The sequence below is a fragment of the Shewanella violacea DSS12 genome, from assembly GCF_000091325.1.
Classification (GTDB): domain Bacteria; phylum Pseudomonadota; class Gammaproteobacteria; order Enterobacterales; family Shewanellaceae; genus Shewanella; species Shewanella violacea.
On record NC_014012.1, the window covers coordinates 1,705,724 to 1,731,376 of the forward strand.

Sequence of the window (25,653 nt, forward strand, 5' to 3'; positions counted from 1 at the left end):
ATATTTATGAACCATACTTTTATTCGCACACTCGACTTTTTAATGGCTTTCTTTGGCTTAATCATTACCTTTCCTATTCTACTTGTTGTTACCATCATCGGTTATTTTGATACGGGCTCGCCTATATTTATTCAGCAACGGGTAGGTAAAAATAAAAAACCATTTAACCTGATTAAATTTAGGACTATGTCTGTTGGTACAAAATCAGTCGCCAGTCATCTCGCAAATACAGCTTCTATCACTAAATTAGGGGGATTTCTTCGTAAAACAAAAGTTGATGAATTGCCTCAACTCATCAATGTGTTAAAAGGTGAAATGAGTTTTGTTGGTCCTAGACCTAATTTGTTTAATCAAGAAGAATTAATACAAGAGCGTGATAGTCGTGGTGTCTATGAAGTATTACCAGGGATTACTGGGTTGGCGCAAGTGAATAACATTGATATGTCTACCCCTAAGCTATTAGCAGAAACAGATCTTAAAATGATTAAATCATTAACAATTAAAAATTATTTTAAATATATAATCCAAACAGCTACGGGTAGTGGCTCTGGTGATGCTGTCAGTTAATTCACCGATTTTATTAATTATTGCCTTGTATTTATGCAGGGCTTTTCTCTTTCTAGCTGAAGGACTGTAAACTTAAATGACTCTTTTATCTATCCCTCATGTTTATTAGTTTTTTGCTGATTTTGTGTTTATCTCTGTAGCTATTATTTATACTACATATTTGCAGTTGCTCTTTGGTGGCGCACGTTATTGGTACGTATTTCAGTATCTGAGAAAAAGTCGTAATAAAGAGCGCGCGCTTATTTATGGTACTGGGGAGTCTGGTCGCCAACTGTTTAATCTGTTGTGCCAAGGAGACTAATTGCACACTGTTGCTTTTATTGATGATGATAATAAGATTTTTACAAATGTTGTTAATGGTTTAACAGTTTATGAAAATAATTTATTCATCGGCTGACTTTACTGTTGAAGTATTATATGGCGCACTTTGAAGAGCTGTAAAATTGCAGTACAACGATTGAACAGTTGCGTGATGTTCCAATTGAAGAACTGCTTGGGCGGGATCCCCCGTCCTGCTAAATCTGAGATTTAGGTCCAAATATTAAAGATAAAGTGGTAATGGTTACAGGTGTGGAAGGCTCTATTGGTTCTGAGTTATATCGACAAACTCTAGTGAAAAAACCTAGCTCTCTCATTCTATTTGAGTTATCTGAATTTTCCTGTATCAAATAGAGAAAGAGCTTAGTAATTAGTAATTAAACTTACAAATATTGCCAGTATTATGTCTCTGTACAAAGACAAAACCTTCTTGAAATGGTGCTAAAACCTTTAAAGTACAAACGTTGTATCATGCGGCTGCCTATAAGCATGTTCCTATTGTTGAATATAATGAGGTTGAGGGCGGGGGGAGCGTAACAATGTTTTTGGTACCTATTACACTGCACTTGCAGCAATCGAAGCGAAAGTAGAGCATTTGTTTTGATCTCCACAGCAGTACGCCCAACTAATGTAATGGGCACAACTAAACGTATGGGTGAACTCTCGTTACATTTTTTAGCTACAGAAAAACACAATACCCGTTTTTTATGGTACGTTTTGGTAATGTATTAGGCTCTTTTTGTTCGGTTTTTCCACTCTTTAAGCGTCAAATTGCACAGTGAGATCATGTTACTATCACTCACACTGACATCACTCGTTTTTTAATGACCATTCCGGAAGCTGCATTCTGGTGATTCAGGCTGGGGCAATGGGCAAAGGTGGGGATGTTTTTGTTAGATATGGGCAAGACTTCCCATGTGTTTGTATTGTTGATTTAACGGCAAACTTAATCAAGATTTCTGGTTTGGAGGTTAAATCACAAGAGTACCCTCTTGGTGATATAAAAACTAAGTTTACTGCTTTACGCCCTGGCGGAAAGTTGTTTGAAGAGTTATTAATTGGTGATGATGTGAAGGGCTGTGAGCATGAGCGTATTATGCGCGTAAATGAGAGGTTTTTACCATACAGCGAATATAAATTGATTTTAGATAAATTAGATGCTGCTTGTCATTCGTTTGATCATGAAGCAATCAGGGGAATACTTTTATCTGTACCTGCAGGGTTCACCCAACAGATGGCATTGGTGATCTGGTTTGGAAGGCTAAGCAATAGGTGAGTTAAGTTTTTAATAAACGGAAAATCTGTCCGTGTCCGTGAGGTTCGAAGAGTAATTAACTTGAATTTTCCTATCTATTCTGTGGTGTTAATGTATTACGTCATTACAATAGTTCATAGATGGTAAAATGTGTATTTAAAAGTATTAAGGAATAAAATGAAGTATCTTGTAACAGGTGTAGCCGGTTTTATTGGATCATGTGTTGTGGAACGACTGACAGAGCAAGGACATAAAGTCATTGGGATCGATAATGTTAATGATTATTATGATACTAATTTAAAAAATTCTCGTTTAAAACGTGCTGAGCATAAAAACTTTAAATTTATAAAAAATGATTTAGCAGATAGAGCAGCTATGGCCACTTTATTTACTGAGCATCAGTTTGATCGTGTTATCCATCTAGCTGCACAAGCTGGTGTTCGCTACTCGATAGAGAACCCTATGGCTTATGCTGATTCTAATTTAATCGGTCACCTCAATATTTTAGAAGGTTGTCGAAATACTAAAGTTAAGCACTTGGTTTACGCCTCTTCAAGTTCGGTTTATGGCCTTAATAGTAAAGTGCCATTCTCAACATCTGATACAGTAGATCACCCTATATCGCTATATGCGGCCACTAAAAAGTCTAATGAGTTGATGGCTCACTCTTATTCTCATTTGTATGATATTCCAACGACTGGCTTGCGATTCTTTACTGTATATGGCCCATGGGGGCGTCCGGATATGGCTCCTTATATCTTTACTAAAAAGATATTATCAGGTGAAACTATCGATATTAATAATAATGGTGATATGTGGCGCGACTTTACTTACATCGATGATATTGTTGAAGGTGTAATTCGCATTGTTGATGTAATACCTACTCGAGATGATACTTGGAAAGTTGAAGATGGTTCACCTGCCTCAAGTTCCGCTCCATATAGTATTTATAATATTGGTCATGGTAGCCCAATCAATTTAATGAAATTTATTGAAGCGATTGAAACTGAGTTGGGTATTGAGGCTAAAAAGAATTTCCGTGGTATGCAAGCTGGTGATGTTTATCAAACTTATGCTGACACGCAAGATTTATTTGAAGTAACAGGTTATAAACCAAAAGTTGGTGTGGCTGAAGGCGTTGCTAAGTTAGTGAGTTGGTATAAAGATTTTTATAAGGTATAGGCTGAGTAAATGAAAATTGCAATTGCGGGTACGGGCTATGTTGGCCTATCAAATGCTGTTTTATTAGCGCAACACAATGAAGTAGTTGCAGTTGATATTATTGCTGACAAAGTAGCGTTAATTAACGCTAAAAAATCAACGGTGGTTGATGTTGAAATAGAAGATTATCTTGCAAATAAGGTGTTAAATATAAAAGCTACACTTGATAAAGTGGATGCTTATAAAAATGCTGAATTTGTCATTATCGCAACTCCTACCGATTATGATCCCGAAACAAATTTTTTTAATACTGATTCTGTTGAAGCAGTGATTAAAGACGTGTTGGAAATTAATCCACTAGCTGTGATGATTATAAAATCAACGGTACCCGTTGGTTTTACGAAGTCGGTCAGAGAAGAATTCGGTTGTGACAATATACTGTTTTCACCTGAATTTTTGCGTGAAGGTCGTGCGTTACACGACAATCTTTATCCATCACGCATTATTGTAGGTGAACAAAGTGAGCGAGCTAAAGTATTTGCAGGTTTATTAGTTGAAGGTGCAGTAAAAGAAAATATTGATATATTATTTACCGATTCAACTGAAGCAGAAGCCATTAAGCTATTTTCAAATACGTACCTTGCCATGCGAGTAGCATATTTTAATGAGTTAGACACTTATGCTGAGACTCACAGCCTAGATACTCGTCAAATTATTGAGGGAGTGGGCTTAGACCCGCGAATCGGTTCCCATTACAATAATCCATCTTTCGGATATGGGGGTTATTGTTTACCTAAAGATACTAAACAACTTAAAGCTAACTATGTGGATGTGCCTAACAGTTTAATTAGTGCGATTGTTGATGCTAACTCTACCCGTAAAGATTTTATCGCTGACTCTATAATTAGCAAGAACCCAAAAGTTGTTGGCATATATCGCCTCATAATGAAATCTGGCTCAGATAATTTCCGTGCTTCTTCAGTGCAAGGGATTATGAAAAGAATAAAAGCAAAGGGAATCGAAGTCGTTGTGTATGAGCCAGTTCTGGATGAAGCTGTGTTCTTCCACTCTAGGGTCATATCTGACCTGAGTGAATTTAAGTCTATCTCTGATGTTATTGTATCTAACCGTATGGTGGATGAGATTAATGATGTCGCCTACAAAGTATATACACGGGATTTGTTTGGTTCGGATTAGTAGTCAATTTTCTGGCAACCTCATTCGTGACTGGTTAAACTTACCTCTGGCGTTACTCATTCTGTTAATTTGCAATGTTTAATTCTTAGTTGTAATCGGAGGCGTTGCTACGTAGCTGCTAACTATTTTGACTACGGTTTTACACTTAAGCAGCTATCATCTATCAAACTTAGTAAGTGTTTGGTAAGTCTCACCTTAATATTTAACTGCTTATAAATGGTTATCATTTTTTCATAGAAGGGTGAACGATATCTTTGGTATTCGTGACAACACTCGGCTCCATGCCCCTTTGAACTGTGGGTTCAGTGTATTGATAAATCATTGGTTGTTGGTTATCTGGGGGGGTTATGTCTCAGTTCTGTTTCTATGTGTCGATTATCCTTGGAATCTAAGGAGAGCTTAATATTTTGTGCTATCATTCTTCCTCTATGCCCTATTAAATCAAAACTTGAGTTGTATTTGAAATGTTGAGCCTTTTTAGTTCGGAGCGGAAAATGGATTTTTTGCAAGTTTTCTTTTCTTTAGATCGCACCTATAAACGCCTTGTCAGTGTTGGAATTGATGCTGTCTGTTTAGCTTTTTCGTTTTGGCTAGCGGTAATGGTACGTACCGATACTACTGATTCTATTACTAATACTGGATATTGGTTTTTGATTGCACTTGTTAGCCCCATTAGTATTTTGGCTTTTACTAAATTAGGGCTGTATCGAGCAGTGCTTAGATATCTGAGTTTACAGGCTTTAACTGCTATATTTATTGGTGTTTTGATTTCGACAGTCAGCTTAGTGTTTATCTCCTACTTAGCAGATCTTGGTCTACCAAGAACTGTCCCTATTATATACGCAGCATTTGCTCTCGTGCTTATAGGTGGCTCAAGAGGAATCATACGCGCAGTTGTAGGCTCGGGTATGAAGAAGGAAGGTGAACCCGTCATTATTTATGGAGCGGGTGTAAGTGGTCGCCAACTGGTTACCGCACTTATGCAGAGTCATGAATACTACCCTTTTGCATTTGTCGATGATGACGACTCGACTCATGGAAGTGTTATACAGGGGGTCCATGTTCATTCACCTTCGATAATACGGAAATTGATTAAGCAAAAGCAAGCGACTAAAGTGCTGTTGGCTATACCCAGTGCTTCACGTCTACGTAGGAAAGAAATTTTATTGTCTTTAGAGCCTCTAGCTGTTCAAGTTCTAACATTACCTGCCATGGCGGATCTTGTTAGTGGGAATAAGCTCTACAGCGACATTAAAGAAGTTGAAATTGATGATCTCCTTGGGCGTGATGCTGTAGCTCCTAGACAAGATTTACTTGCTGACAATATCTTCGACAAAGTTGTTATGGTTACTGGGGCGGGTGGTTCCATCGGCTCTGAGCTATGTCGTCAAATTTTAAAACAGAAACCTAAGAAGCTAGTGTTATTCGAGTTATCTGAATTTGGTCTCTATTCCATCGAAAAAGAGCTATCAGCTAGTGCTAAGGAAAGTGGCTTAGAGGTAGAAATCTTACCTATGCTTGGCTCTGTACAACGTGAAAATCGTGTATTTGCTGTTATGGACTCTTTCAAGGTTCAAACTGTATACCATGCCGCAGCCTATAAACACGTGCCGTTAGTCGAGCATAATGTTGTAGAAGGAGTTCGTAACAACGTATTTGGCACCATGTATACTGCCAGAGCAGCTATTGCAGCCAAAGTAGAAACATTCGTATTGATTTCTACAGATAAGGCTGTGAGACCTACAAATGTCATGGGGACAACGAAACGCATGGCAGAGCTGTCTTTACAGGCTTTGTCGAAAGAGAATCACTCTACGCGCTTCTGTATGGTACGTTTTGGTAATGTTTTAGGCTCATCAGGCTCTGTTGTCCCATTGTTCAGAAAACAAATCGCCGCAGGTGGTCCAGTGACTGTTACTCATCCCGAAATAACTCGTTTCTTTATGACTATCCCTGAAGCTTCTCAGCTAGTGATTCAAGCTGGTGCAATGGGTAAAGGTGGGGACGTATTTGTCCTTGATATGGGCGAGTCGGTTAAGATTGTTGACTTAGCATCTAAGATGATCCGCTTAAGTGGCTTTGAAGTTAGAGATTCTATTAATCCGGCTGGGGATATCGAAATTGTGTTTACAGGGTTAAGGCCTGGTGAGAAGCTCTACGAAGAGCTCTTGATTGGTGATGATGTTACTGGTACGGATCATGAGCGGATCATGACTGCTAATGAAGCTTATCTTTCTTGGGAAGAGTTGGAACTCATTCTTAGTAAACTAGATATGGCATGTCATGAGTTTAACCATGAGTTGATTCGTGACATATTGCTCAAGTCACCAACAGGTTTCAATCCCACTGATGGTATTTGCGATCTAGTTTGGAAAGTTAAAAACGAGCAGAAAAATCAAGAAGTGAATAATGGCAAGGTTATTTCTTTAGTTTCTTAATCTATTATTCAATATTAACGGCTCCTTTGTATCATAAGGAGCCTTTTTTTTAAGTATGTGTTTGAAAAGGTTTGGTTTTATGAAAGTTGTTATTCCTGTCGCTGGGCTTGGTACTCGTATGCTACCCGCCACCAAAGCCATTCCGAAAGAGATGTTGCCTTTAGTCGATAAGCCTTTAATTCAATATATTGTCGACGAATGTGTAAAGGCTGGGGTTAAAGAGATAGTTTTAGTCACCCATGCTAGTAAAAATGCCATTGAGAACCATTTTGATACTTCTTATGAACTCGAGTCTACGCTTGAGAAGCGAGTCAAGCGCCAGTTACTGGAAGAAGTACAGGCTATCTGCCCAAAAGACGTAACCATAATGCATGTGCGTCAAGGTGAAGCTAAAGGGTTAGGGCATGCCGTCTTGTGTGCAAAACCATGCATAGGTAATAATCCTTTTGCTGTGGTTTTACCCGATGTTATTTTAGATGAATATACAGCCAACCAAAGCAGTGAGAATCTAGCGGCCATGATTGCTCGTTACAAAGCTACTTTGGCTAGTCAGATCATGGTTTCACCCGTTCCCGATGAAGACGTAAGTAAGTATGGTATCGCCGATTGTGATGGTGCTAGGCTTTGTGCTGGTGAGTCAACGGCTATCTCTAAAATGGTTGAGAAACCTTCACTAGATGAGACACCATCAAACCTAGCCGTTGTAGGTCGTTATGTCTTGTCTGAAAAAATCTGGGAGCTACTAGCAAGAACTCCGGCGGGTGCAGGGGATGAAATCCAACTTACGGATGCTATCGATATGTTGATAGAATCCGATACTGTAGAAGCGTTTCATATGACAGGTCAGGCCCATGATTGTGGTGATAAGCTTGGCTATATGACTGCGTTTGTAAAGTATGGTCTAAGAAATGAAAAATTAGGCACTGAGTTTAGAGTTCAGTTGGAGAAAATCTTAGCTAAGGATTCAGTTTAGTTTTGAGCTATAAATTTTAACTGAAAAATAAATTAAAGCCCGCTTCTATTTATTTAGAGCGGGCTTTTTGTTTTTGAGGGTTTAGAGCACCGTTAGTTTACTATCAGCCACAATATTTAGTTTCGAGTAAGCTGCTTCTAAGCTGGTCAGCTTCTATAATTCATATGTATTTCATGGGGGAGGTCACTTAAGATGTTGTAGAGCACTGGCACTGAGCTTTTGATGTGGTGATTCATCCTTGTCTTGGCTATACAGCCCTACATTAATGTTCTCAGTTTACACCCAAGCTTTCACATCGTTTAGAGCTAATAGCCTGGTATTGTCTTACTCTCTCTTGCTATAGCCCACGATAGCCCTCGTCTCTTCCCTCAATATCTTAGTTATTCCCACCCTGTATTAAACATCGTTTCTGCACTTCTTATTTCATTTTGATATAGATAAACGATTTTTATAACTTCTAATCCTTTTCTGGGCTGTTATTATCTTCTTAAGTTAAATACTTCTGGTTATCGGTAGACTATTTAGATAGTGGTCGTTAACTGGGTTTGATTAGGGTTTACGCGGAAGTCGATATGTCTACACATCTAACTCATCTTAAACAGCTTGAAGCTGAATCGATTCAAATTATGCGTGAAGTTGCCGCAGAGTTTGATAATCCTGTAATGCTTTACTCAGTCGGTAAGGACTCATCGGTATTACTGCACCTGGCGCGTAAAGCGTTTTATCCTGGCAAGATCCCGTTTCCTTTGATGCATGTGGATACGAACTGGAAGTTTAAGGAGATGATTGAGTTTAGGGATAAGATGGCAAAGAAGCATGGTTTCGAGCTGATTGTCCATAAGAACCCTAGAGGTATCGAGATGGGTGTAGGTCCGTTTACTCATGGTAGTGCCAAGCATACTGATATTATGAAAACTGAAGGCCTCAAGCAGGCGCTGGACATGCATGGATTCGATGCCGCTTTTGGTGGTGCTCGCCGTGATGAGGAAAAATCTCGCGCTAAAGAGCGTGTTTATTCCTTCCGTGACAGTAAGCACAGGTGGGATCCTAAGAATCAGCGTCCTGAGTTATGGAACATTTATAACGGTAAGGTCGACAAGGGCGAGAGTATTCGTGTTTTCCCACTGTCGAATTGGACTGAGCTGGATATTTGGCAGTACATCTACCTTGAAGGCATCGAAATTCCCTCGCTTTACCTAGCGAAAACACGTCCAGTTGTTGAACGTGACGGTACGTTAATCATGGTCGACGATGAGCGTATGCCTATCGAGGAAGGCGAAGTGGTTCAAGAGAAGATGGTTAGATTCAGAACCTTAGGTTGTTACCCCCTAACAGGTGCTGTGGAGTCTGAAGCCACTAGCTTACCTGAGATCATTCAAGAGATGTTGCTGTGTACTACCTCCGAGCGTCAGGGCCGAGTGATAGATAATGACTCCTCCGGCTCCATGGAAAAGAAGAAGATGGAAGGGTATTTCTAGCCGGAAGCTAGATATAAGTTGTAAGACGTAAGTTTTAAGCTGTAAGCACAAGTGTAGAGCTGAAAGTCTGAATATTCCAAATATGAGTCTTAAGTCAAATACAAGGAATGTATGATGAATTTTGAAAATTTAGATGTATGGAAACGCTCTGCGAGACTTTCTGCTGAGATTTATAAAGCAACAGCATCGTTAAAAGATTTTGGTTTTAGAGACCAATTGACTAGATCAGGACTTTCGGTGCCAAGTAATATTGCCGAAGGTATGAGCAGAGATAGCATTAAAGAACAGAAACGTTTTTTAGATATAGCTAGACCTTCGCTGTCTGAAGCTAGGACACAAATTTACATTGGCATCGATATTGGTTATCTCCCCAAGCAACAAGGCCATGAGTGGCTTGTTGAGACTAGAGAGTTATCGGCGATGATTAATAGTTTAAAAAACAAAATTATTTAAGGCAGAGTAATTTATAAGCAGAGTCAGTTCTAGTCAACCTCTTTACTTATGGCTTAAAACTGACCACTTATAACTTAATCAGATTTCCTTTGTCTTTGCTATGGAGTATGTATGACCACAAGTTCGAATTTAATTGCTTCAGACATTGAAGAGTATCTAAAAGTCCACGAAAACAAAGATATGCTGCGAGTGTTAACCTGTGGCAGTGTCGATGATGGCAAGTCTACCTTAATCGGTCGTTTGCTGTTTGATAGCAAGATGATCTTCGAAGATCAGATGGCTGCGATTGTTAAAGACTCAAAACGCTTCAATACTACCGATGAGTCTTTCGACTTAGCACTGCTAGTCGATGGATTACAGTCTGAGCGAGAGCAGGGCATTACCATAGATGTGGCCTATCGTTATTTCACTACTGAACAGCGTAAGTTTATCATCGCCGATACACCGGGTCATGAGCAGTATACGCGTAACATGGCTACGGGGGCCTCCACTTGTGATTTAGCGATTATATTGATCGATGCTCGTCACGGTGTTCAAGTGCAGACTCGACGTCATAGCTTTATCTGTTCTCAGTTAGGTATCAAGCATGTCATCATCGCCATCAATAAGATGGATGCGGTGGATTACGATCAAGGCGTTTACCAGAACATTAAGAAAGAATACCGTGAATTTGCTAAAAACCTGTCATTCTCAGATGTTAGGTTTGTGCCTATCTCTGCGCTGAAGGGCGATAACGTGGTTAACGAAAGCGCGAATATGACCTGGTATCCAGGGTCTACTTTACTCAAGTTGCTTAATACGGTTTCTGTCGAGCAAGATAAGAATGATTCTCTGCGTTTTCAGGTGCAATATGTTAACCGACCCAACCTAGATTTTAGAGGGTTTTGCGGAACTGTTGCTTCGGGTGAAGTCCGAGTGGGTGATACCATAGTAGCTTTGCCATCTAATAAAGAGACCCGTATTAAGTCAATCGTGACCTTTGATGGCGAGTTGCATAAAGCGTCCGCCGGTGAAGCGGTTACCTTGACTCTGGAAGATGAGATAGATGTGAGCCGCGGTGACATGTTAGTCCGTCCCCACGATAAGCCACATTCACTCAGTAACTTCGAAGCTGACGTGGTTTGGATGACGGAAGCGCCTCTATGTGTGGACCGTGAATATGCCATTAAAGTTGGTAGTAAATCTGTCTATGGATATGCCGATGCTATTAATTATCGAGTTGATGTTAATACACTAGAGCAGAAAACTGCACAGCAACTCGAATTAAATGAGATAGGTAATTGTAATTTTGCAGTAACTGCACCTATTCAATTTGATGCCTACGATGTAAATCGGGCGACGGGGGCTTTTATTATCATAGATCGCCTGACAAATGTGACAGTAGGTGCTGGGATGATCCGTAATCCTATCGAGGCACTTTCATCTAAGCAATCGCCTAAGCATAGCTATTCAGAGTTTGAATTAGAGATGAATGCCTTGGTCCGTAAGCATTTCCCACATTGGGAAACCAAGGATATTACTAAGGGATAAAGATCAGTGGTAAGTGAACAGTTTTAAGTTACAAGTAAAAAAGAGCTTAAATACTGTTCACTTTAGATTCACTGCCAGCAACTTATCGCTTAAAACTTACAGCTTATATCTTACCGCTTGTTGTTCATAGTATTAGGAATCTATGTCTCTAGATGCATATTTAACCATAGGAATATTTGTCGCGACTATTGCCGGGCTTATTCGTTATCAGAGCCGTCCAGCAGTGGTGTTCGGTGTGGCTCTGTTAGTCTTGGTCGGACTTAATCTAGTTTCTCGAGAGCAGTTACTGTCGAGTATGTCCAATCCGGGTTTGGTGACTCTGGTCCTATTGATCTTATGCTCCTTCGCCTTAGAGAAAACTCGCTTGCTCAGAGTGATTGCTTCCAAGGTGATAGTGAGCAGTTACAATTCAACCTGGATAAGACTGTTCGGAGTTACGGCATTAAGCTCGGCCATGCTTAATAACACGGCCGTGGTCGCGACCTTATTATCGCCAATTCGTAATAATCCACATCATGTTGCCAGTAAACTGTTATTGCCTCTTTCCTACGCCGCTATCTTAGGGGGAACACTCACCCTTATTGGCACTTCCACCAACTTGATAGTCAACAGCCTTTATATCGATGCCACAAGTAAGTCACTCAGTTTCTTTTCGTTTACTGCCGTAGGTATTATGTTGGTAGTAGGCTGCGGCCTGGTTTTAAGACTAGCTTCTCGTTGGCTGCCCAATATAGAACATAAAGAGACCTGTTCTAGGGGCTATTTTATCGATGCTAAAGTTATCGCTGGCTCAGAACTCATAGGTCGTTCGGTTGAAGATAATGGTCTTAGGCATCTTGAATCGCTATTTTTGGTCGAAGTCGTGCGGGACGGACGCTTGATAAGTCCAGTCACACCGACAGAAGTCTTGCTGCTTAATGACAGGCTCATCTTCAGTGGTGATATCACTAAGATGATGCAGTTGAGTCAATTTTCGGGTTTGGAGATGTTTGCCGAGAAAAATGGCCTACTGGACTCAAATTTAACAGAAGTGGTGATAAAGCAAGAAAGTGTATTAATAGATAAAACACTGAAAGGCTCAGGCTTTAGGGCATTGTTCGATGCTGCAGTTGTGGCGATTCGCCGCGACGGGGAAGAGATATCAGGCAAGCTGGGTGAGGTAGTCATTAAGGCGGGAGATTTTTTAATCCTAGCCGTAGGTGAAGACTTTAAAAGCCGCAGGAATATTAGTAAAAACTTTATTGTTATTAGTGGTGTTGAGCCAGAGGTTCGCATCAATGGTGCTAAGGCATGGCTTTCCATTGGCGGCTTTGTATTTACCATAGCACTTGCCGCAACAGGTGTAATAGAGATGCTGCAAGGTATGCTTCTCCTCCTAGGGGTACTTATCTTTAGTAAATGCCTCAATGTGAATGAAGTCGTGAGGCGTTTTCCCGTCGATATTTGGTTAATTGTCTCTACGGCCATCTTACTTTCACATGCATTAGTTAATACCGGCGTCGTTGATTTAGTGGCTCACTGGGTGAATAGCACAACGGATAAAGATCACCTCTATCTGGCTCTAATATTGGTTTATGTCGCGACTTGGTTGATGACTGAGCTTATTACCAATAATGCCGCTGCTGCGTTAATGTTTCCTATCGCCTACAGTATCGCTTTAGGTTTTGGCGTCGACATATTACCTTTTGTTATGACGGTGGCTTTTGCGGCGAGTGGTAGTTTCATCAGTCCTTATGGTTATCAGACTAACTTGATGGTGTATAACGCAGGAAATTATCGAATAATCGACTTTATAAAAGTAGGATTGCCGGTGAGTCTGACATACGGCGTCATAGTGCTAATGGCCGTACCTGTATTTTTCCCGTTTTAATGAAAGCCGTTGCGAGTTAAGGCTAGAGCTAAGAAAGTCTCGAGTTGCGAGTACAAGATTACATAAACAATAGAAAGTCATTGTTTAAATACGAAATTTATATTTTTAGCTCTTAGCATAAAAGATTCAAGGATTGTTAATGTCACCTTATAAGACAGTTGAAACTGAAGAAAAATCATCTGACATCGTTTGGCATCAGGCGAGTGTATCTCATATTGAGCGAGTAGAGAGTAATGGCCACCGCCCAGCTGTGCTGTGGTTTACTGGCCTGAGTGGCTCAGGAAAATCTACCCTGGCCAATGCGGTTGACAAAATGCTCCATGATATAGGCTGTAAAACCTACTTGCTCGATGGTGATAATGTTCGCCATGGATTAAACGGTGATCTTGGTTTTTCAGACCAAGACAGGATCGAGAATATTCGCCGCATAGGTGAGGTGTCTAAGCTATTTGTTGATGCCGGCCAGCTAGTTTCTACCGCCTTTATTTCACCTTTCCAGGCTGATAGAGAGCTGGTTAGAAATCAATTAAAGGCTGGGGAGTTTGTTGAGATTTTTATCGATACACCGATTTCAATATGTGAGCTAAGAGACCCAAAAGGTTTATATAAGAAAGCCCGCGCGGGGGAGATTAAGAACTTCACCGGCATTGATTCCGCCTATGAATTACCTGTGAGTGCAGAGATACACATTAAGACCGCTGAGCAGTCTGTCGAAGCATGTGCGAAGCAAGTGATAGACTATCTTAAAAGTTATGGTTATTTAAAAGCAGTTTCGAGCTAAGAAGAGGCTGATAAATATTACTAATCTGCAGTTAAAGTGTGTGACTGGCTTTCGTCGTGAGAATGTTTAATTCATCTAGGCTAAAGCACGCTCCTACTGAGAAATACAATAGAATCGAAAGGGTGTGAATGAACTACGATATCTTCAATGGTGATGCAGATGGCATCATCTCTCTATTGCAGCTTAGATTGGCGAACCCTATTGAGAGTGAGTTAGTGACAGGCGTTAAACGTGACATTCAGTTACTGGAGAAAGTGAATGTGAAGTCTGGAGATAGACTTACTGTACTCGATATATCTATGGAGAAGAATCGATACGCTCTGTTAGATGCTCTCGAGGTCGGTGCAAGTGTGTATTACGCCGATCATCATAGATGCGGTGATATACCTCAAGATCAACATTTGCAGGCCCATATAGATTTAGATGCCAATACTTGTACTGCATTGATAATTGATCAGCTTTTAGAGGGGCAATTCCATCTTTGGGCTATCACGGCAGCTTTCGGTGATAACCTTATTGCTAAAGCTGAACAATTAGCTGAAAAAGCTGGTTTGTCTAAGGACCAAGCTGAGCAGTTGAATGAGCTGGGCACCTTGATTAATTACAATGGCTACGGCAGTAAAACTCAAGACCTTCATTTTCATCCCGCAAATTTGTATCTAGCCTTGCTCAAGTATCCTAACCCTTTCGATGTGATAGCCGATTCTGATTCACCTTTCTATCAGCTTAAAAGCGCATATAGACAAGATATGGACAAGGCATTGGTTATAGAGCCTAGCCATCGAAGTGTTCCTTTATCTGTTTTTGAATTACCCAATAGCGCTTGGGCGAGACGTATTAGTGGTGTGTACGGTAATTATCTGGCTAACCAAGCGCCTGATTCTGCCCATGGGGTGTTAACCGATAATAATGATGGTACCTACACAGTATCTTTACGAGCACCATTAAACAATAAGCTGGGAGCTGGTGACATTTGTAGCCAATTCGATACCGGCGGTGGCAGGGCTGCTGCCGCAGGGATCAATGCATTAGCTAAGACCGAACTGGCTAGGTTTATTAAAACGGTAGAAGAGTTTTATACTTAAGCTGCCTTTCGGTCTGACTTAACCTGAAAACAGATCAAGTTAAGCTATAGTTTCTATTTGATGTTAACTTTCAGATGTAAGCTAAGTATGACAAGGTTTTATTTTAGTCGGTAGTCCAGGGTCTAGGCTGTTTATTAAGACTCCTGACGTGAGTAAGTATTTACTCGTTTTTTATGATAAACCTGTACTCTATTCAATATCTATCCTGATACGAGCCGGAATAACAGATATTTTACTGATCAGTAGAAGGCTATTCTGGTATTTTTTCGTGTCGTTCGTGTCGTTCGTGTCTTGTTGTAAGTCGCTGCTTAATGGAGATATTGTTGAATATGGCCATTAAGCTCTGCCTTATGGCTTTAGCTAAGCCTAAGCCTTTATCATAGCTGAAGATTTTCCACGTAGGTGGTGCCTTAGTTTTAGCTGATAACCTTTAGTGATAGGTTACCCCTGTTATGGACTCAGAGTCAGTGACTAACTCCAGTGCTACTTAATCCAGTGCTACTGAATCTAGCACCTATGCATTTGCCTATTACCTGTCTTACCCACTTAGATAAAAGTGGGTAATCACTCTCTATTGAAGAACCGCCATATAAGGTGTCACGGCTAAAGCGTGTGTCTATGGTGTGAAGGAGTAGGTCTATATCCCTCCTGGTTAACCTGGATCTTATTCGATATATTCCCTATCCGTTTCTCTATGGTATCAAAGGCGTCACAGGCTTGTTCCGGCCAGAATAATTGAGTCAGTTGCTTGTATTCTCGGCTCTCGTTGGCAGAGATATAGAAGCTATCATAGGTTCTCAGTTTAATGAGCAAGTCTTCGAATTTCTCGATTGTGTTTGATTGCCCTATGCCAAACAGGGGTAAATTATCTACATAGTCATAGCCATGGTTATAGTTATCACTTTTAATATGACCGGCTTGTGTCTCTGTTATTAAGGCTCTCGTTGAGGCTACTATTTCTGAGGCTTGGTCTTCTCTAATATTAGAGTAGGTGTAAAAAACTGTGGGTGTTTGATAGAGCAGGAAATCGATACACAAAGATGACTTATCTGTGATCAGTAGATCAACCTCATGAAAAATATTATAGATATCCTGCCAATGAGAAATATCTATGATATTGGCATAGCTATCAAGCTGTTGAGCCAGATGGGCTTGATTAGGATGAAAGCGGATCAAAAACAGCTGATTATTTTCTTGTAGCTGAGTAGAGAGAGACTGCCAGTCGAATATATCAATGGAACTCTTACTTGCTTCTTTGCTTTCCTCAGTATTTAGCCCTGTTTCTTTTTCAGCTGTTATCTCGGTGCTAAATGGGGGGGCTATCCAAGTCGGGCGGTAGAGGATCACTTGCTTATATTGGTGGTTAAATAATTGCGCAATAGACTGCTTTTTCTCAGGATACCGTCTGTAGTAGTCGGTCCTTGGATTTCCACTTCGATGGATTTGAGAAATGGGCAGTCTAAACGCCGATGAGAAGAGTGCATCCATCACTGGGCTGGGACTGAACATGATATCGGGTTTAATGTACGCTTGGTGATACTTTAAGGAATTGAAGAGCTTGGTTTTTAAGCTTGTTGCATGGTAAGTCACTGCTAGTGGACCTGAGGTGATATCGAATTGTATTTTATTGAGTGGCGAGCCATGCCAGAGGTTAACCTTGACGGCACCTTTGGCCAAGTATTGGCTAATGTCGCCTATGTAGCAGTTGTATAAGTAGTACTTGGCAGTTAAGCAGTGGAATATTCCTCCTATGCTTCTGCGATGATAGGCTTCAAAGCCATCAAGTCTGAGTTGCTTAACTAGCTTGTTGTCACCGCTTATCCATATGGCTCGAATAAAATCAGTCTCTTGCCAGTGTAGGTAGAGGTATTTGGCATTATCGGAAAACCTGCCCTGATAACTTCCCATTACGGCTTTAGTGGATCTTGGACATAGGCCCGAAATGTAATAGATGGCTTTTCTTAATAGTAAAAATATAACGGACTTCATCAGGCTTCTCCTATTCTTGTTGAGCTACGAGCTACGAGCTACGAGCTACGAGCTACGAGTTAGGATTTAAAATTTGTGTTTGTACTCGAAAGCACGCCAGAGCAGATGTAGATATTTTGTGGCTCTGGGATCTGCATCGAATTCGATCTCTAGCAATTGCCTTTCTTCCTCGGGAGCTGTACGGTCAAGGAGTAACTGCACCGGTCCTAATACTCCTAGTCGACGCAGCTCTTTTCCTGTGGCATATCTTGCTTCCGGCGAGTCACCAAAAAGATCTAGCCTGCCGGTTAACACATGATATAACTGGGGTAATCTGGCTATGATGGCTCCGGGAATATTCCATCTCCAAGCCTGAAACGTTAGCCCAAGATTATCGATAAAGGTGTCAGAGATAGTCGAGTGCTCAGCCTGTTTAATAAAGGCATTTCTGATGGATGAATATAACGACAAGAAGGGCCACAAGGGTAAACTCAATATCAGTATAATGAATAGCAGGCCTTTGGTTATAGAGCCTGTTTTATTATCTCCAGGTTTTGCTAGGCTCTCGTTTGCACCAATCAATGCTTGATCATTTATCTGAATAACTCCAGATATCTGCAGGTTGATCAGTAAGTTTTTACATAGAATGCTATTTCTTACTTCTAATTTCTCACCCACATAGGTATTGGGGAGAATGAGGCTATTTTCTAGAATCGACTCTTTATCAATCAGGCAGTTACTCCCGATCACTATGCATTCCTTCAGCTGCACATTATCTTCAATTCTACTATTTTCACCTATGATCCCCCAACCATCTTGTCGATTTAAGGGCCCGGTATGTGCTTTAGCACCAACATAAAAATCCTGTTGTGGGTTTGCCGATAGATAACTACGATCTGTAGGAGAGAGTGATGGAAGCTCATTCGTTGCTAGGCTTAAGTTTGCGTCCATGTAAGAGCGAAAGTTATCTAGCATAAAGCAGCGCCCATGTAGGACTAATGTCACTACGCTGGTGCTGTCAAAGTGTGGAGAAAAAGGCCAGTCTATATCGGCAATATAGGGCAGTGCTGCGGGAAGTAGCATCATGCCTGCATTTTGATTAGCCATCTTAGCTTGAACAAAGTCATCGGAAAAATCCATTGAGAAATCAATAAACTGGGAAATAGACGGTGAACGAAAAATATCGCCTCGTACCAGTAGATAGTTTTCATCATCTACAAGTGATAAGCGTTTTAAAATTAGGCCTGTCTCTTCCTGTGGCTTACTCAAGAAGTAGTCTATTTCCAGGCCCCATTTCTCACCACGACCTAAATACTGTTCAATCTCTTTAGCTTGAGAGGAGACGATTAGCTTTATTTGGCTAATACCTGATTTGACAATATCCTCTAAGGTATATTCGATCACAGCCTTATTCCCAATGGGAAGCAGGGCCGGGCAGTAATGGCTATTTAGAGGGGCTAATTCATCGCCAGTTCTATTTGCGAAAATAATGGCTTGCATCTGCTAGGCTCCCGGATAAAAGTCTGTGTTATTAGTTTCTTGACTACCATATTAGTGCTCTATTTTGGTTCGGGTTGTAGACCTTATTACCTCAGTGCTTTATGTGATTTAGTACTATTACTCATATGAATCATTTCGGTTATTAATAAGCTCCACGGGCCAAAATGACTGCGGGTATGGTTTTAATCAGTAGCCAGATATCGGTAATAAAAGATTGTTGATATATATAGTCAACATCCAGTTCAACCTGTTGCTCAAAGGGAATATCGGAGCGGCCACTGACTTGCCAGATACAGGTGATACCTGGCTTAATAGTTAATCGTCTCCTGTCGTGGAGACTATATTGTTTCACTTCAGATATCAGTGCCGGTCTTGGACCCACCAGTGACATGTCTCCGCAGATGACATTCCAAAGTTGAGGGAGTTCATCTATGGACATCTTTCTGATCAGCCTACCAACTAAGGTGATTCTGGGATCTTTTTTCATCTTAAACAGGACGCCTCCAGGCATCTCGTTGGTGGATTGCAGTCTGCTGAGACGCATTTCGGCATCTTGGTACATGGAGCGAAACTTCCACATGGTGAAGAGGGCATTATTTTTTCCCGCTCTTTGCTGACTAAAAAAAACCGGCCCTTTAGATTCCAGGCGTATGAGAACCGAGATGGTAAAAAACACAGGTAGTAACAAGATAATAAGTATGGTTGCGCCGAAGAGATCGACTCCCCGCTTCAATCTTGAGTTAAGTCTTAATTGCGCCAACCTTCGCTTACAGCGGCTTATTGCCAGTTTGTTCTGCACTTGATGGTTAGTTAAGTTAACTAGTTTGCCGTTTAATTGTGTTTCCTCAGGTTTTATTCTGAGCTCAGGTTCCCTCTGAAAGTCACGGGTTGAATAAGCTTGGTCACCCTGTGTTTTGATAGAATTAGCGCTTATCTGCTTATCCGTACAAACTTCGAGTAAAACACGATACAAGAAGAGTGGGTTGCCTAAAATATAACGCTTCCACATTCTTGCGGGTTCCTCTGTGAGTCGGCATATCCACTCCATACCTAGTTGCCTCACCCATAAGGGGGCTCGCTTGATGTTTCCTGAGTAAAAGTCGAATAATCCACCGACTCCTATCCCGACGCCAATTTTGAGTTTATCTCGATGGGCCTCAAGCCAGATCTCCTGTTGAGGAACTCCCATGGCCACCAGTAATACACTGGTTCCTGAGTCGTTTATTTGATTTATTACAGCCTGATTAAGCTGAGGCGTGGTTAAGAAACCATGGTGTGTTCCTGCTATCTGTAAATTAGGGTATTTTCTCTGGATATTTTCGGCGGTTTTATCGGCAACACCGGGTTCACCACCGAGAAGAAAAAGTGATAGTCTTTCATTTGATAGCCGTTCACATAATCTAGGAAACATGTCAGTGCCATTAAGGTTATCTTTAGGTGAGTAGCCCTTCCATTGACTCGCCAAGCGTATTCCTGAACCATCGGCAAACACCATATGGCAACTCGCTCGTAAACATCTGAGATAGCTAGGGTCTTTAGCACTTATGTTTAAACAATCGGCATTTACGAACGCATATTGCAGCATGTTTATGGGCTTATCTACCGAGAGGGGATTGAGTCTAGCTTGTTGGTGAGTTAATGCCTGCTGAACTATGTTTTCCAGCATGTCGTTCATGGTTAAATTATCTAGTTTAAGGCCTAGTAGGGGGATTTTAGCTAGGGAAGTATCTGATTTTTTAGTGATAAATACTTTAGTCAGTAAGATCCTTAATGCTGCCAATAAATAACTCTGAGGGTTTTTCTGTGCCTTGGACACTTCAGCCCCTTGGCTTTCGAAATTGAGGCCGACTCTTAGGTACATCTGTTTAAAGGTGAGTATTCCGGGTTTAAATTGCGATTGATATTTTTGAATTTTCTGAGTTTCATTTACCAGTGTCATACTGGTATTCGATCTGAAATCAAACTCAAACTCGCTACCTACCAGTGAGAGCTCTCCCTTCAGCAAGTTAAATAAGTGAGGCCAATGACAGCAAATACCTTCTCCTGTAAATTGATATAAGCCTATCGTTTGCCCGCTGGCACCATAGATGCTAACTCGTTCAATGGCAGCGCCATATCGATACCTGCGATAGAGATATTTTAGAATTAGCACTGGAGCGGCAGCAAGAATGAGTAATAAAGCCATTGATATATCGACCGCCCTAATGGCGTTGTCATAGATACTTTTGGCTTCAACTTGTGTCTCTGAGAGCATGATATCTGCCTTATTCTTTATGGCTTAGAATACTAGATATGAACGGAACTTGAGTCTTCATTACCTGCTTCAGCATTTATTGCGCAGTACTATCAATCAATACTTGGCTATTTATTAATCTATCTTGATTCATTATTAAATAATGCATAGCTCAGGCCATGTTTTAAAATGTATTTTTTCATTTTATTACATATGGTTAGTCTTATTTACTTCTTGTGGGGGAGTGACGCCTTGCAGTTTGCGTGGAGAGGTTGCAATGCGCAAAGCGCTTTGGAAATTGGTGATCTACTAGATGAATTATGAGATTAAAGATGATTTAACCCCATCTTTACCTATTCGATTTTTTTGAACATGGCCCATAAAATATTGGCCCATATTCTCAAAGACTTTATAGAGAGCCGAAGGTAGCAGCCAGAGCAGGTAAGCCGCAGTTAAGGTGACACATGTTCTACTGGTTTCATCCATTAATATCGATGGAGATATCCTCAAGGCGCGATGAATTAGCTTAATCGCATTCTTACCTTGACCACTTCGTATCGCTTGCCTCGCGAGATACCTGAGTTGGTAAGCCCTTGCATCTTGCTCATGTTGCCTTAATAGCTTTGGCGCGAATTGTTTCGCTTTATCGATCATCATTTCCCAAGAGGAGAGCTGTTGCATGATATTTGATGATACGCCTTGTTGGTTGAGCCGGTAAAAGGTAAGAGGAGCGGGGATCCCCTCCATCTTCCATTCAGTGGTCGCTACAATTCTGAGCCAACATTCAATGTCTTCAGATTGACGGAAGCGCTCATCGAAGTAACAGGTGTAATTTTCGTTATGGTTTAGTGCCTGAAAACGAATGTCGTTGAGTGCTTCACGACGGATAACAGGAGCCGAGCCATTGCCTACAGGATTGCGGCACAGTAAGTTAGCCGCAGTGATCCCTGTCAGCTGCGGCATCTGATAAAAGTGAATTAATCTGCCTCTATGATCCATAAAGCTGGAGCGAGAAAAGCTGATCCCAACTTTAGGTGATTGAGTTAAGTGTTCCACATGCATCTTGAGCTTAGCCGGATGCCACATATCATCAGAATTGAGAAAGGCGATATATCTGCCTATGGCATGACGAATACCTGTGTTTCTTGCTGCGGCCAAACCTTGATTCTCTGTATGATTAATGATGCTAATTCTGTGGTCATGTATTGAATGACATATCTCTAAGCTTCTGTCTGTAGAGCCGTCATTAACTAGGATCAGTTCGAAGTTGGTAAATGACTGCATCAATACAGAATTAATGGCACTCTTGACGAAATGCTGCACATTGTAGATAGGCATAATTACCGAAACTCTAGGCGTCATGGGGAAGCTCCGGTTCAAATTCTTTTGCGGTATTTTTATTTGTATCAAGTGTTTCTTTATTATTTGAACTACTGCAATTTTTGTTGGTGTGTATATTTGATTTTAAAAAGAAAGACTGCGCGTAGTAAGTGACAGTCAGTGTGGTGATCAGTTGAATGAGGAAGACACCTAAGGCCACTTCTTTTAGTCCCCATTGGCTGAAAAATCCAATAGTGAGGACTAATAACAAGGCGAAACCCAGATTGAATTTAAGGTCAACTCCTTGCATATCTAGATTGGTCAATAACTGACTAGCGGCTTCACTATAAGGTTTAATAAGAGCGCATAAGCTAAAAATAATAAATATGGGAAATGCTCCGGCATGGATCCAATGCTCGCCATAGACAAAAGGCAGGTAGGCAGATGCAAAAACAACTTGTAGCACTATTATCGGAACTGTGATTTTGAGGAGCTGCGAAAGGGAGTACCAGTAACGACTTTTAATTTCGCTTTTGGTGCTTATGTATCTATCGCCATCTTTATTAGTGTAGACATCAGGTTTAATATCACTCGAATATCCCTGCACAATAGCACTACAGAGCCCTAAGCTGGCTGTAACGGCAAAAAAGTAAACTCCTAGTGCTTCTAGTCCGAGAAAAAATCCCACAAGTAGGTAATCTAGGTTGTTTCTTAGGGCAATACTCAGATCATGTAAACTAATATGAGTCCCAAAATTAAATATCTCATTTGTTGGTTCTCGGCGCTCGGTGAGTTTGTGAGTGATCTTTTTTATCTCTTCTGAAACCCTCAAATTAGCGATGAGTCTTATGCTTATAGCGAGGTTTTTTATATCGTCTTGCCCTGTTTCGTCTTCAATTATTGGCAGGCAGGCTACCTGATGTGACACTTTTAGGGTTTCTATTCCTGAGTGTGTATTGATAGCGCTATTTGGGAAATAAAAGTGCTCGGCCGGAGGACGCTGGGAGTCTGAGCCATAAACTAAGGGGGTATGATACCTGTGGATCCCGACCCATATAAGGATCACTATTACCTTAGGTATGATAATGGCCCAGATCCCCAAACCGAGCAAAGCTAAACTGGCCGTGAGTACACCATTGGCTATGGTTTGCCACAGAAGGGCTCGACTGACTACAGGCAATTTGTTTCTTAGGTTAGAAGTCGCATGAAGCATGCCGAAGGGAGTTAATAAATAGCTTGTTGCCATGAGTATCATAGGCAAGATCAAGGTTTGATCCTGAAGGAATAATGCGAGAGGCCAGCTGAGTAAGCTCATGGCAACAAATGCAATAATCGCGGTGAACCAATTTATCTTATTCGCGATAGGCAGGGCTGTATGAAAGGTTTTATTATCCATTTTTAGCAGAGAAACTGAAGTGACGCGTCTGATCGGGGCACTGATGAGTTCGAAACATGTAAGTATGATGGCAACTTCACCGAAGACTTCAGGTGTAAGCAGACGAGCTAAGATGATGCTAGATGCAAACCTAATGACCCGTCCCAGCACTTGTGCCGAACCAAACGAGAAAAGACTCTTACTGAAGCCATTTCTGCTTTCCTGATGGGCATGGTCAAGTGTAGGCATCGAGTTATCCTCAATATAGAGATAAACTAAATCTAAATAGGTTTGTCTATGTAGATCTATACATAATCAATGCCAGCTGTAAGGTGTTCACGTAAGAGTTTGAAACTTAACTTTTATTTTGTCTTTTGGTTTGTCTCCCCTATCAGTCTGTAGTCGATAATATTTCGCTGTTTGCAAATATTTACTCGTTTGCGGACCAGGGCTGGCTGCTTTTGCAAAATGCAAAGCACAAAGCACAAAGCACAAAGCACAAAGCACATTAGGGGCCGTATCTGCTGAGATTGAATAGTTTATGTGTCGAGGCTTGTTTTTACTCCCGTTAAATGTTGCTCAGGAGAGCCAGGAGAGGCTTTGTTTGATGATATATGTTCCAGGATTGACCTATCTTTTTCTCTCATGAAGGGTACGCCCACCATAGTAGAGACAGGTTCTAGTATTCATTGACTCGGTGGAGCTTAGCTGACTTATTACTGTGTCGTTTTTGTTTGTACACAGGTTTCTATCTTCATTATCGAGCATGACTAAACTGACGACGGCTGCCAGGTTCAGCAAGAGAAATACAATGAGTCTCTTGAGTGTATCGCCATCTAATTCTTCCATAATTAGCTCCTCGATATTCTATTATTCTTAAGTGTTAACTCTTAATTTAATTTGCTCTCATTGCTTGTGTTTAATTTTTGTCTATCGCTATTGGCTACATATATGTTCGATTGCCGCCTCTCTATCTTCAAAAATAGTGAACACATGATGTAATCGTGTGAGCTCTATCAGGGCGCGTACGCCAGCCGAAGGTGATAGTAAAATCACTTCTCCTGAATGTTTCTGGGTGAGCTTGTGTGCCGAGACCAGAATAGACAGGCCGCTGGAGTCAATATATTCCACCTGATGCAGATCCATCACCAGCTTGGTACTGCCGGTTTCAATTTGACGTGAAATCGCGGCTCTGAGTGTGGGGGTCTGAGCCATAATCATCTCTTTAGGTAAGGTGACTAAGCATGCGTTTTCCAGTGCCAAGGGAGAGAATTTCATATCTAGCTCCTTTAAAAGAATCATCTTGTTTATGATGGATACTTAATAACTTAATAAAGCACAAGTCGGGCCAAGTATTAACCAATTGAATTTTCACTTAAAAGTTATCTTTGTGTCAGGATAGAAAACTAAATATCTTGTTCTTAGATGATTTGCTTTGCAATTTGCAAAGCTGGATACCTTTACTTTTCTATGGGCGAGATGGCTGTTTGATTTTATTTTGGGACCATAGATAAGGTGATTGTTTGAAAGGCTTGAAATTATGGGGCCTATGCTAGTCGAGATGCTTATCTGATAATCTTGCACTTAAAGCGCCACCAACAGATAGTGTGTTTTTTGTGGGCTCGATTATAGTCGGGAGGCTTGCTGAACATAGAGTGCTAAAGCCTTCCGACAAAAGAGAAGAGACTAGCTTCTCAATAGGCTCAACCTGAGGTGAGTGCCTGCAACTGATGCTTGAAACTTCATCTGATCCATCCAGTTCTGTATGATCCACAAGCCTCTTCCCGAGATAGAGAAGGGAGAGGGGCAATCTACCTGATCGTCTATGGGGGTGTAGGGTGAATTATCGAGCAGATCTATGGTGATGACCTCTTGATTGCAATGCAGAATCACCACGACCTCCTCCAGACGGCTATCAGTGTGCTCTAAGACGTTGGATAATGCCTCAAGAATGCAGGTTATGATTTTAAATCTCTGCTGGGTAAGCACGCTGTTTTGCTGCAAAAACAGCTCAAGCTCTGCACATAAGAGCTTACTGCTCCAGATTTTTTGAGATAGATTTAATTGCATGCTATTCATATTGCCTCCAACTAGCCTGGCTAACTTTTTCATATCAAATGTTCGGATTGAGATCATATTTCAAGGTTTTAT

At 41.0% G+C, this 25,653-nt stretch carries 22 protein-coding genes and 1 pseudogene; 15 read left to right on the forward strand and 8 right to left on the reverse strand.

Annotation, left to right across the window (positions count from 1 at the left end; all coding sequences use genetic code 11):
- Nucleotides 1-6: 6 nt before the first annotated feature.
- The 15 genes and pseudogenes from SVI_RS06925 to SVI_RS06980 all read left to right on the forward strand — a co-directional run bounded on the left by SVI_RS06925 (nucleotide 7) and on the right by SVI_RS06980 (nucleotide 15,106).
- Nucleotides 7-567 (forward strand): sugar transferase, encoded by a 561-nt coding sequence (locus SVI_RS06925; RefSeq protein WP_013050770.1) that lies wholly within the window; start codon nucleotides 7-9, stop codon nucleotides 565-567.
- A 558-nt stretch (nucleotides 568-1,125) separates the two neighbouring features.
- Nucleotides 1,126-1,239, forward strand: coding sequence for a polysaccharide biosynthesis protein (locus tag SVI_RS21990; RefSeq protein ID WP_013050771.1), 114 nt, complete (start codon nucleotides 1,126-1,128; stop codon nucleotides 1,237-1,239).
- Nucleotides 1,240-1,349: 110 nt separating this feature from the next.
- The gene (locus SVI_RS21995; RefSeq protein ID WP_269453342.1) at nucleotides 1,350-1,475 is read left to right on the forward strand and encodes a polysaccharide biosynthesis protein; all 126 of its coding nucleotides are present in this window, start codon (nucleotides 1,350-1,352) and stop codon (nucleotides 1,473-1,475) included.
- Nucleotides 1,476-1,485: 10 nt separating this feature from the next.
- Nucleotides 1,486-1,667: pseudogene (locus SVI_RS22065) on the forward strand (polysaccharide biosynthesis protein).
- Between the two features lie 62 nt (nucleotides 1,668-1,729).
- Nucleotides 1,730-2,161 carry a polysaccharide biosynthesis protein gene (locus SVI_RS21875; RefSeq protein ID WP_331370563.1) on the forward strand — a complete coding sequence of 144 codons (432 nt, stop codon included), beginning with the start codon at nucleotides 1,730-1,732 and terminating at the stop codon, nucleotides 2,159-2,161.
- A gap of 156 nt (nucleotides 2,162-2,317) precedes the next feature.
- Entirely contained in the window at nucleotides 2,318-3,322 is a 1,005-nt protein-coding gene (locus SVI_RS06935) for an NAD-dependent epimerase (RefSeq protein WP_013050773.1), read from the forward strand.
- 9 nt (nucleotides 3,323-3,331) lie between these two features.
- Nucleotides 3,332-4,498: a nucleotide sugar dehydrogenase gene (locus tag SVI_RS06940; protein WP_013050774.1), complete on the forward strand. Its 1,167-nt coding sequence runs from the start codon at nucleotides 3,332-3,334 to the stop codon at nucleotides 4,496-4,498.
- Nucleotides 4,499-4,992: 494 nt separating this feature from the next.
- On the forward strand, nucleotides 4,993-6,936 hold the full coding sequence (locus SVI_RS06945; protein WP_041419759.1) for a nucleoside-diphosphate sugar epimerase/dehydratase: 1,944 nt from the start codon (nucleotides 4,993-4,995) through the stop codon (nucleotides 6,934-6,936).
- Nucleotides 6,937-7,015: 79 nt separating this feature from the next.
- Complete coding sequence (gene galU, locus SVI_RS06950) at nucleotides 7,016-7,909, forward strand: UTP--glucose-1-phosphate uridylyltransferase GalU (protein ID WP_013050776.1); 894 nt, start codon at nucleotides 7,016-7,018, stop codon at nucleotides 7,907-7,909.
- Nucleotides 7,910-8,481: 572 nt separating this feature from the next.
- Nucleotides 8,482-9,387 (forward strand): sulfate adenylyltransferase subunit CysD, encoded by a 906-nt coding sequence (gene cysD / locus SVI_RS06955; protein ID WP_041419760.1) that lies wholly within the window; start codon nucleotides 8,482-8,484, stop codon nucleotides 9,385-9,387.
- Between the two features lie 114 nt (nucleotides 9,388-9,501).
- Entirely contained in the window at nucleotides 9,502-9,840 is a 339-nt protein-coding gene (locus SVI_RS06960; protein WP_041419761.1) for a four helix bundle protein, read from the forward strand.
- Nucleotides 9,841-9,951: 111 nt separating this feature from the next.
- Complete coding sequence (cysN, locus tag SVI_RS06965; RefSeq protein WP_013050779.1) at nucleotides 9,952-11,370, forward strand: sulfate adenylyltransferase subunit CysN; 1,419 nt, start codon at nucleotides 9,952-9,954, stop codon at nucleotides 11,368-11,370.
- A 142-nt stretch (nucleotides 11,371-11,512) separates the two neighbouring features.
- Nucleotides 11,513-13,240, forward strand: a complete 1,728-nt coding sequence (locus SVI_RS06970; RefSeq protein WP_013050780.1) for an SLC13 family permease — start codon at nucleotides 11,513-11,515, stop codon at nucleotides 13,238-13,240.
- Nucleotides 13,241-13,379: 139 nt separating this feature from the next.
- Nucleotides 13,380-14,021 (forward strand): adenylyl-sulfate kinase, encoded by a 642-nt coding sequence (gene cysC, locus SVI_RS06975; protein ID WP_041419762.1) that lies wholly within the window; start codon nucleotides 13,380-13,382, stop codon nucleotides 14,019-14,021.
- Nucleotides 14,022-14,149: 128 nt separating this feature from the next.
- On the forward strand, nucleotides 14,150-15,106 hold the full coding sequence (locus SVI_RS06980) for a DHHA1 domain-containing protein (RefSeq protein ID WP_013050782.1): 957 nt from the start codon (nucleotides 14,150-14,152) through the stop codon (nucleotides 15,104-15,106).
- A gap of 603 nt (nucleotides 15,107-15,709) precedes the next feature.
- Here the strand turns inward: SVI_RS06980 and SVI_RS06985 are convergent.
- From SVI_RS06985 to SVI_RS07025, 8 genes are all read right to left on the reverse strand, one after another.
- Nucleotides 15,710-17,095: a CDP-glycerol glycerophosphotransferase family protein gene (locus SVI_RS06985; protein ID WP_013050783.1), complete on the reverse strand. Its 1,386-nt coding sequence runs from the start codon at nucleotides 17,093-17,095 to the stop codon at nucleotides 15,710-15,712.
- 66 nt (nucleotides 17,096-17,161) lie between these two features.
- Nucleotides 17,162-18,574 (reverse strand): nucleotidyltransferase family protein, encoded by a 1,413-nt coding sequence (locus tag SVI_RS06990; protein ID WP_013050784.1) that lies wholly within the window; start codon nucleotides 18,572-18,574, stop codon nucleotides 17,162-17,164.
- Nucleotides 18,575-18,716: 142 nt separating this feature from the next.
- On the reverse strand, nucleotides 18,717-20,828 hold the full coding sequence (locus SVI_RS06995; RefSeq protein ID WP_041419763.1) for a WecB/TagA/CpsF family glycosyltransferase: 2,112 nt from the start codon (nucleotides 20,826-20,828) through the stop codon (nucleotides 18,717-18,719).
- Between the two features lie 297 nt (nucleotides 20,829-21,125).
- On the reverse strand, nucleotides 21,126-22,169 hold the full coding sequence (locus SVI_RS07000) for a glycosyltransferase family 2 protein (RefSeq protein ID WP_013050786.1): 1,044 nt from the start codon (nucleotides 22,167-22,169) through the stop codon (nucleotides 21,126-21,128).
- The gene (locus SVI_RS20695) at nucleotides 22,159-23,751 is read right to left on the reverse strand and encodes an oligosaccharide flippase family protein (RefSeq protein ID WP_013050787.1); all 1,593 of its coding nucleotides are present in this window, start codon (nucleotides 23,749-23,751) and stop codon (nucleotides 22,159-22,161) included. The genes SVI_RS07000 and SVI_RS20695 overlap by 11 nt, the downstream gene beginning before the upstream one ends.
- Nucleotides 23,752-24,132: 381 nt before the next feature.
- Nucleotides 24,133-24,351, reverse strand: coding sequence for a hypothetical protein (locus SVI_RS07015; RefSeq protein ID WP_013050788.1), 219 nt, complete (start codon nucleotides 24,349-24,351; stop codon nucleotides 24,133-24,135).
- Between the two features lie 87 nt (nucleotides 24,352-24,438).
- Nucleotides 24,439-24,780, reverse strand: a complete 342-nt coding sequence (locus tag SVI_RS07020; protein ID WP_013050789.1) for an STAS domain-containing protein — start codon at nucleotides 24,778-24,780, stop codon at nucleotides 24,439-24,441.
- 408 nt (nucleotides 24,781-25,188) lie between these two features.
- Nucleotides 25,189-25,581, reverse strand: a complete 393-nt coding sequence (locus tag SVI_RS07025; protein WP_013050790.1) for an ATP-binding protein — start codon at nucleotides 25,579-25,581, stop codon at nucleotides 25,189-25,191.
- Between the last annotated feature and the right edge of the window lie 72 nt (nucleotides 25,582-25,653).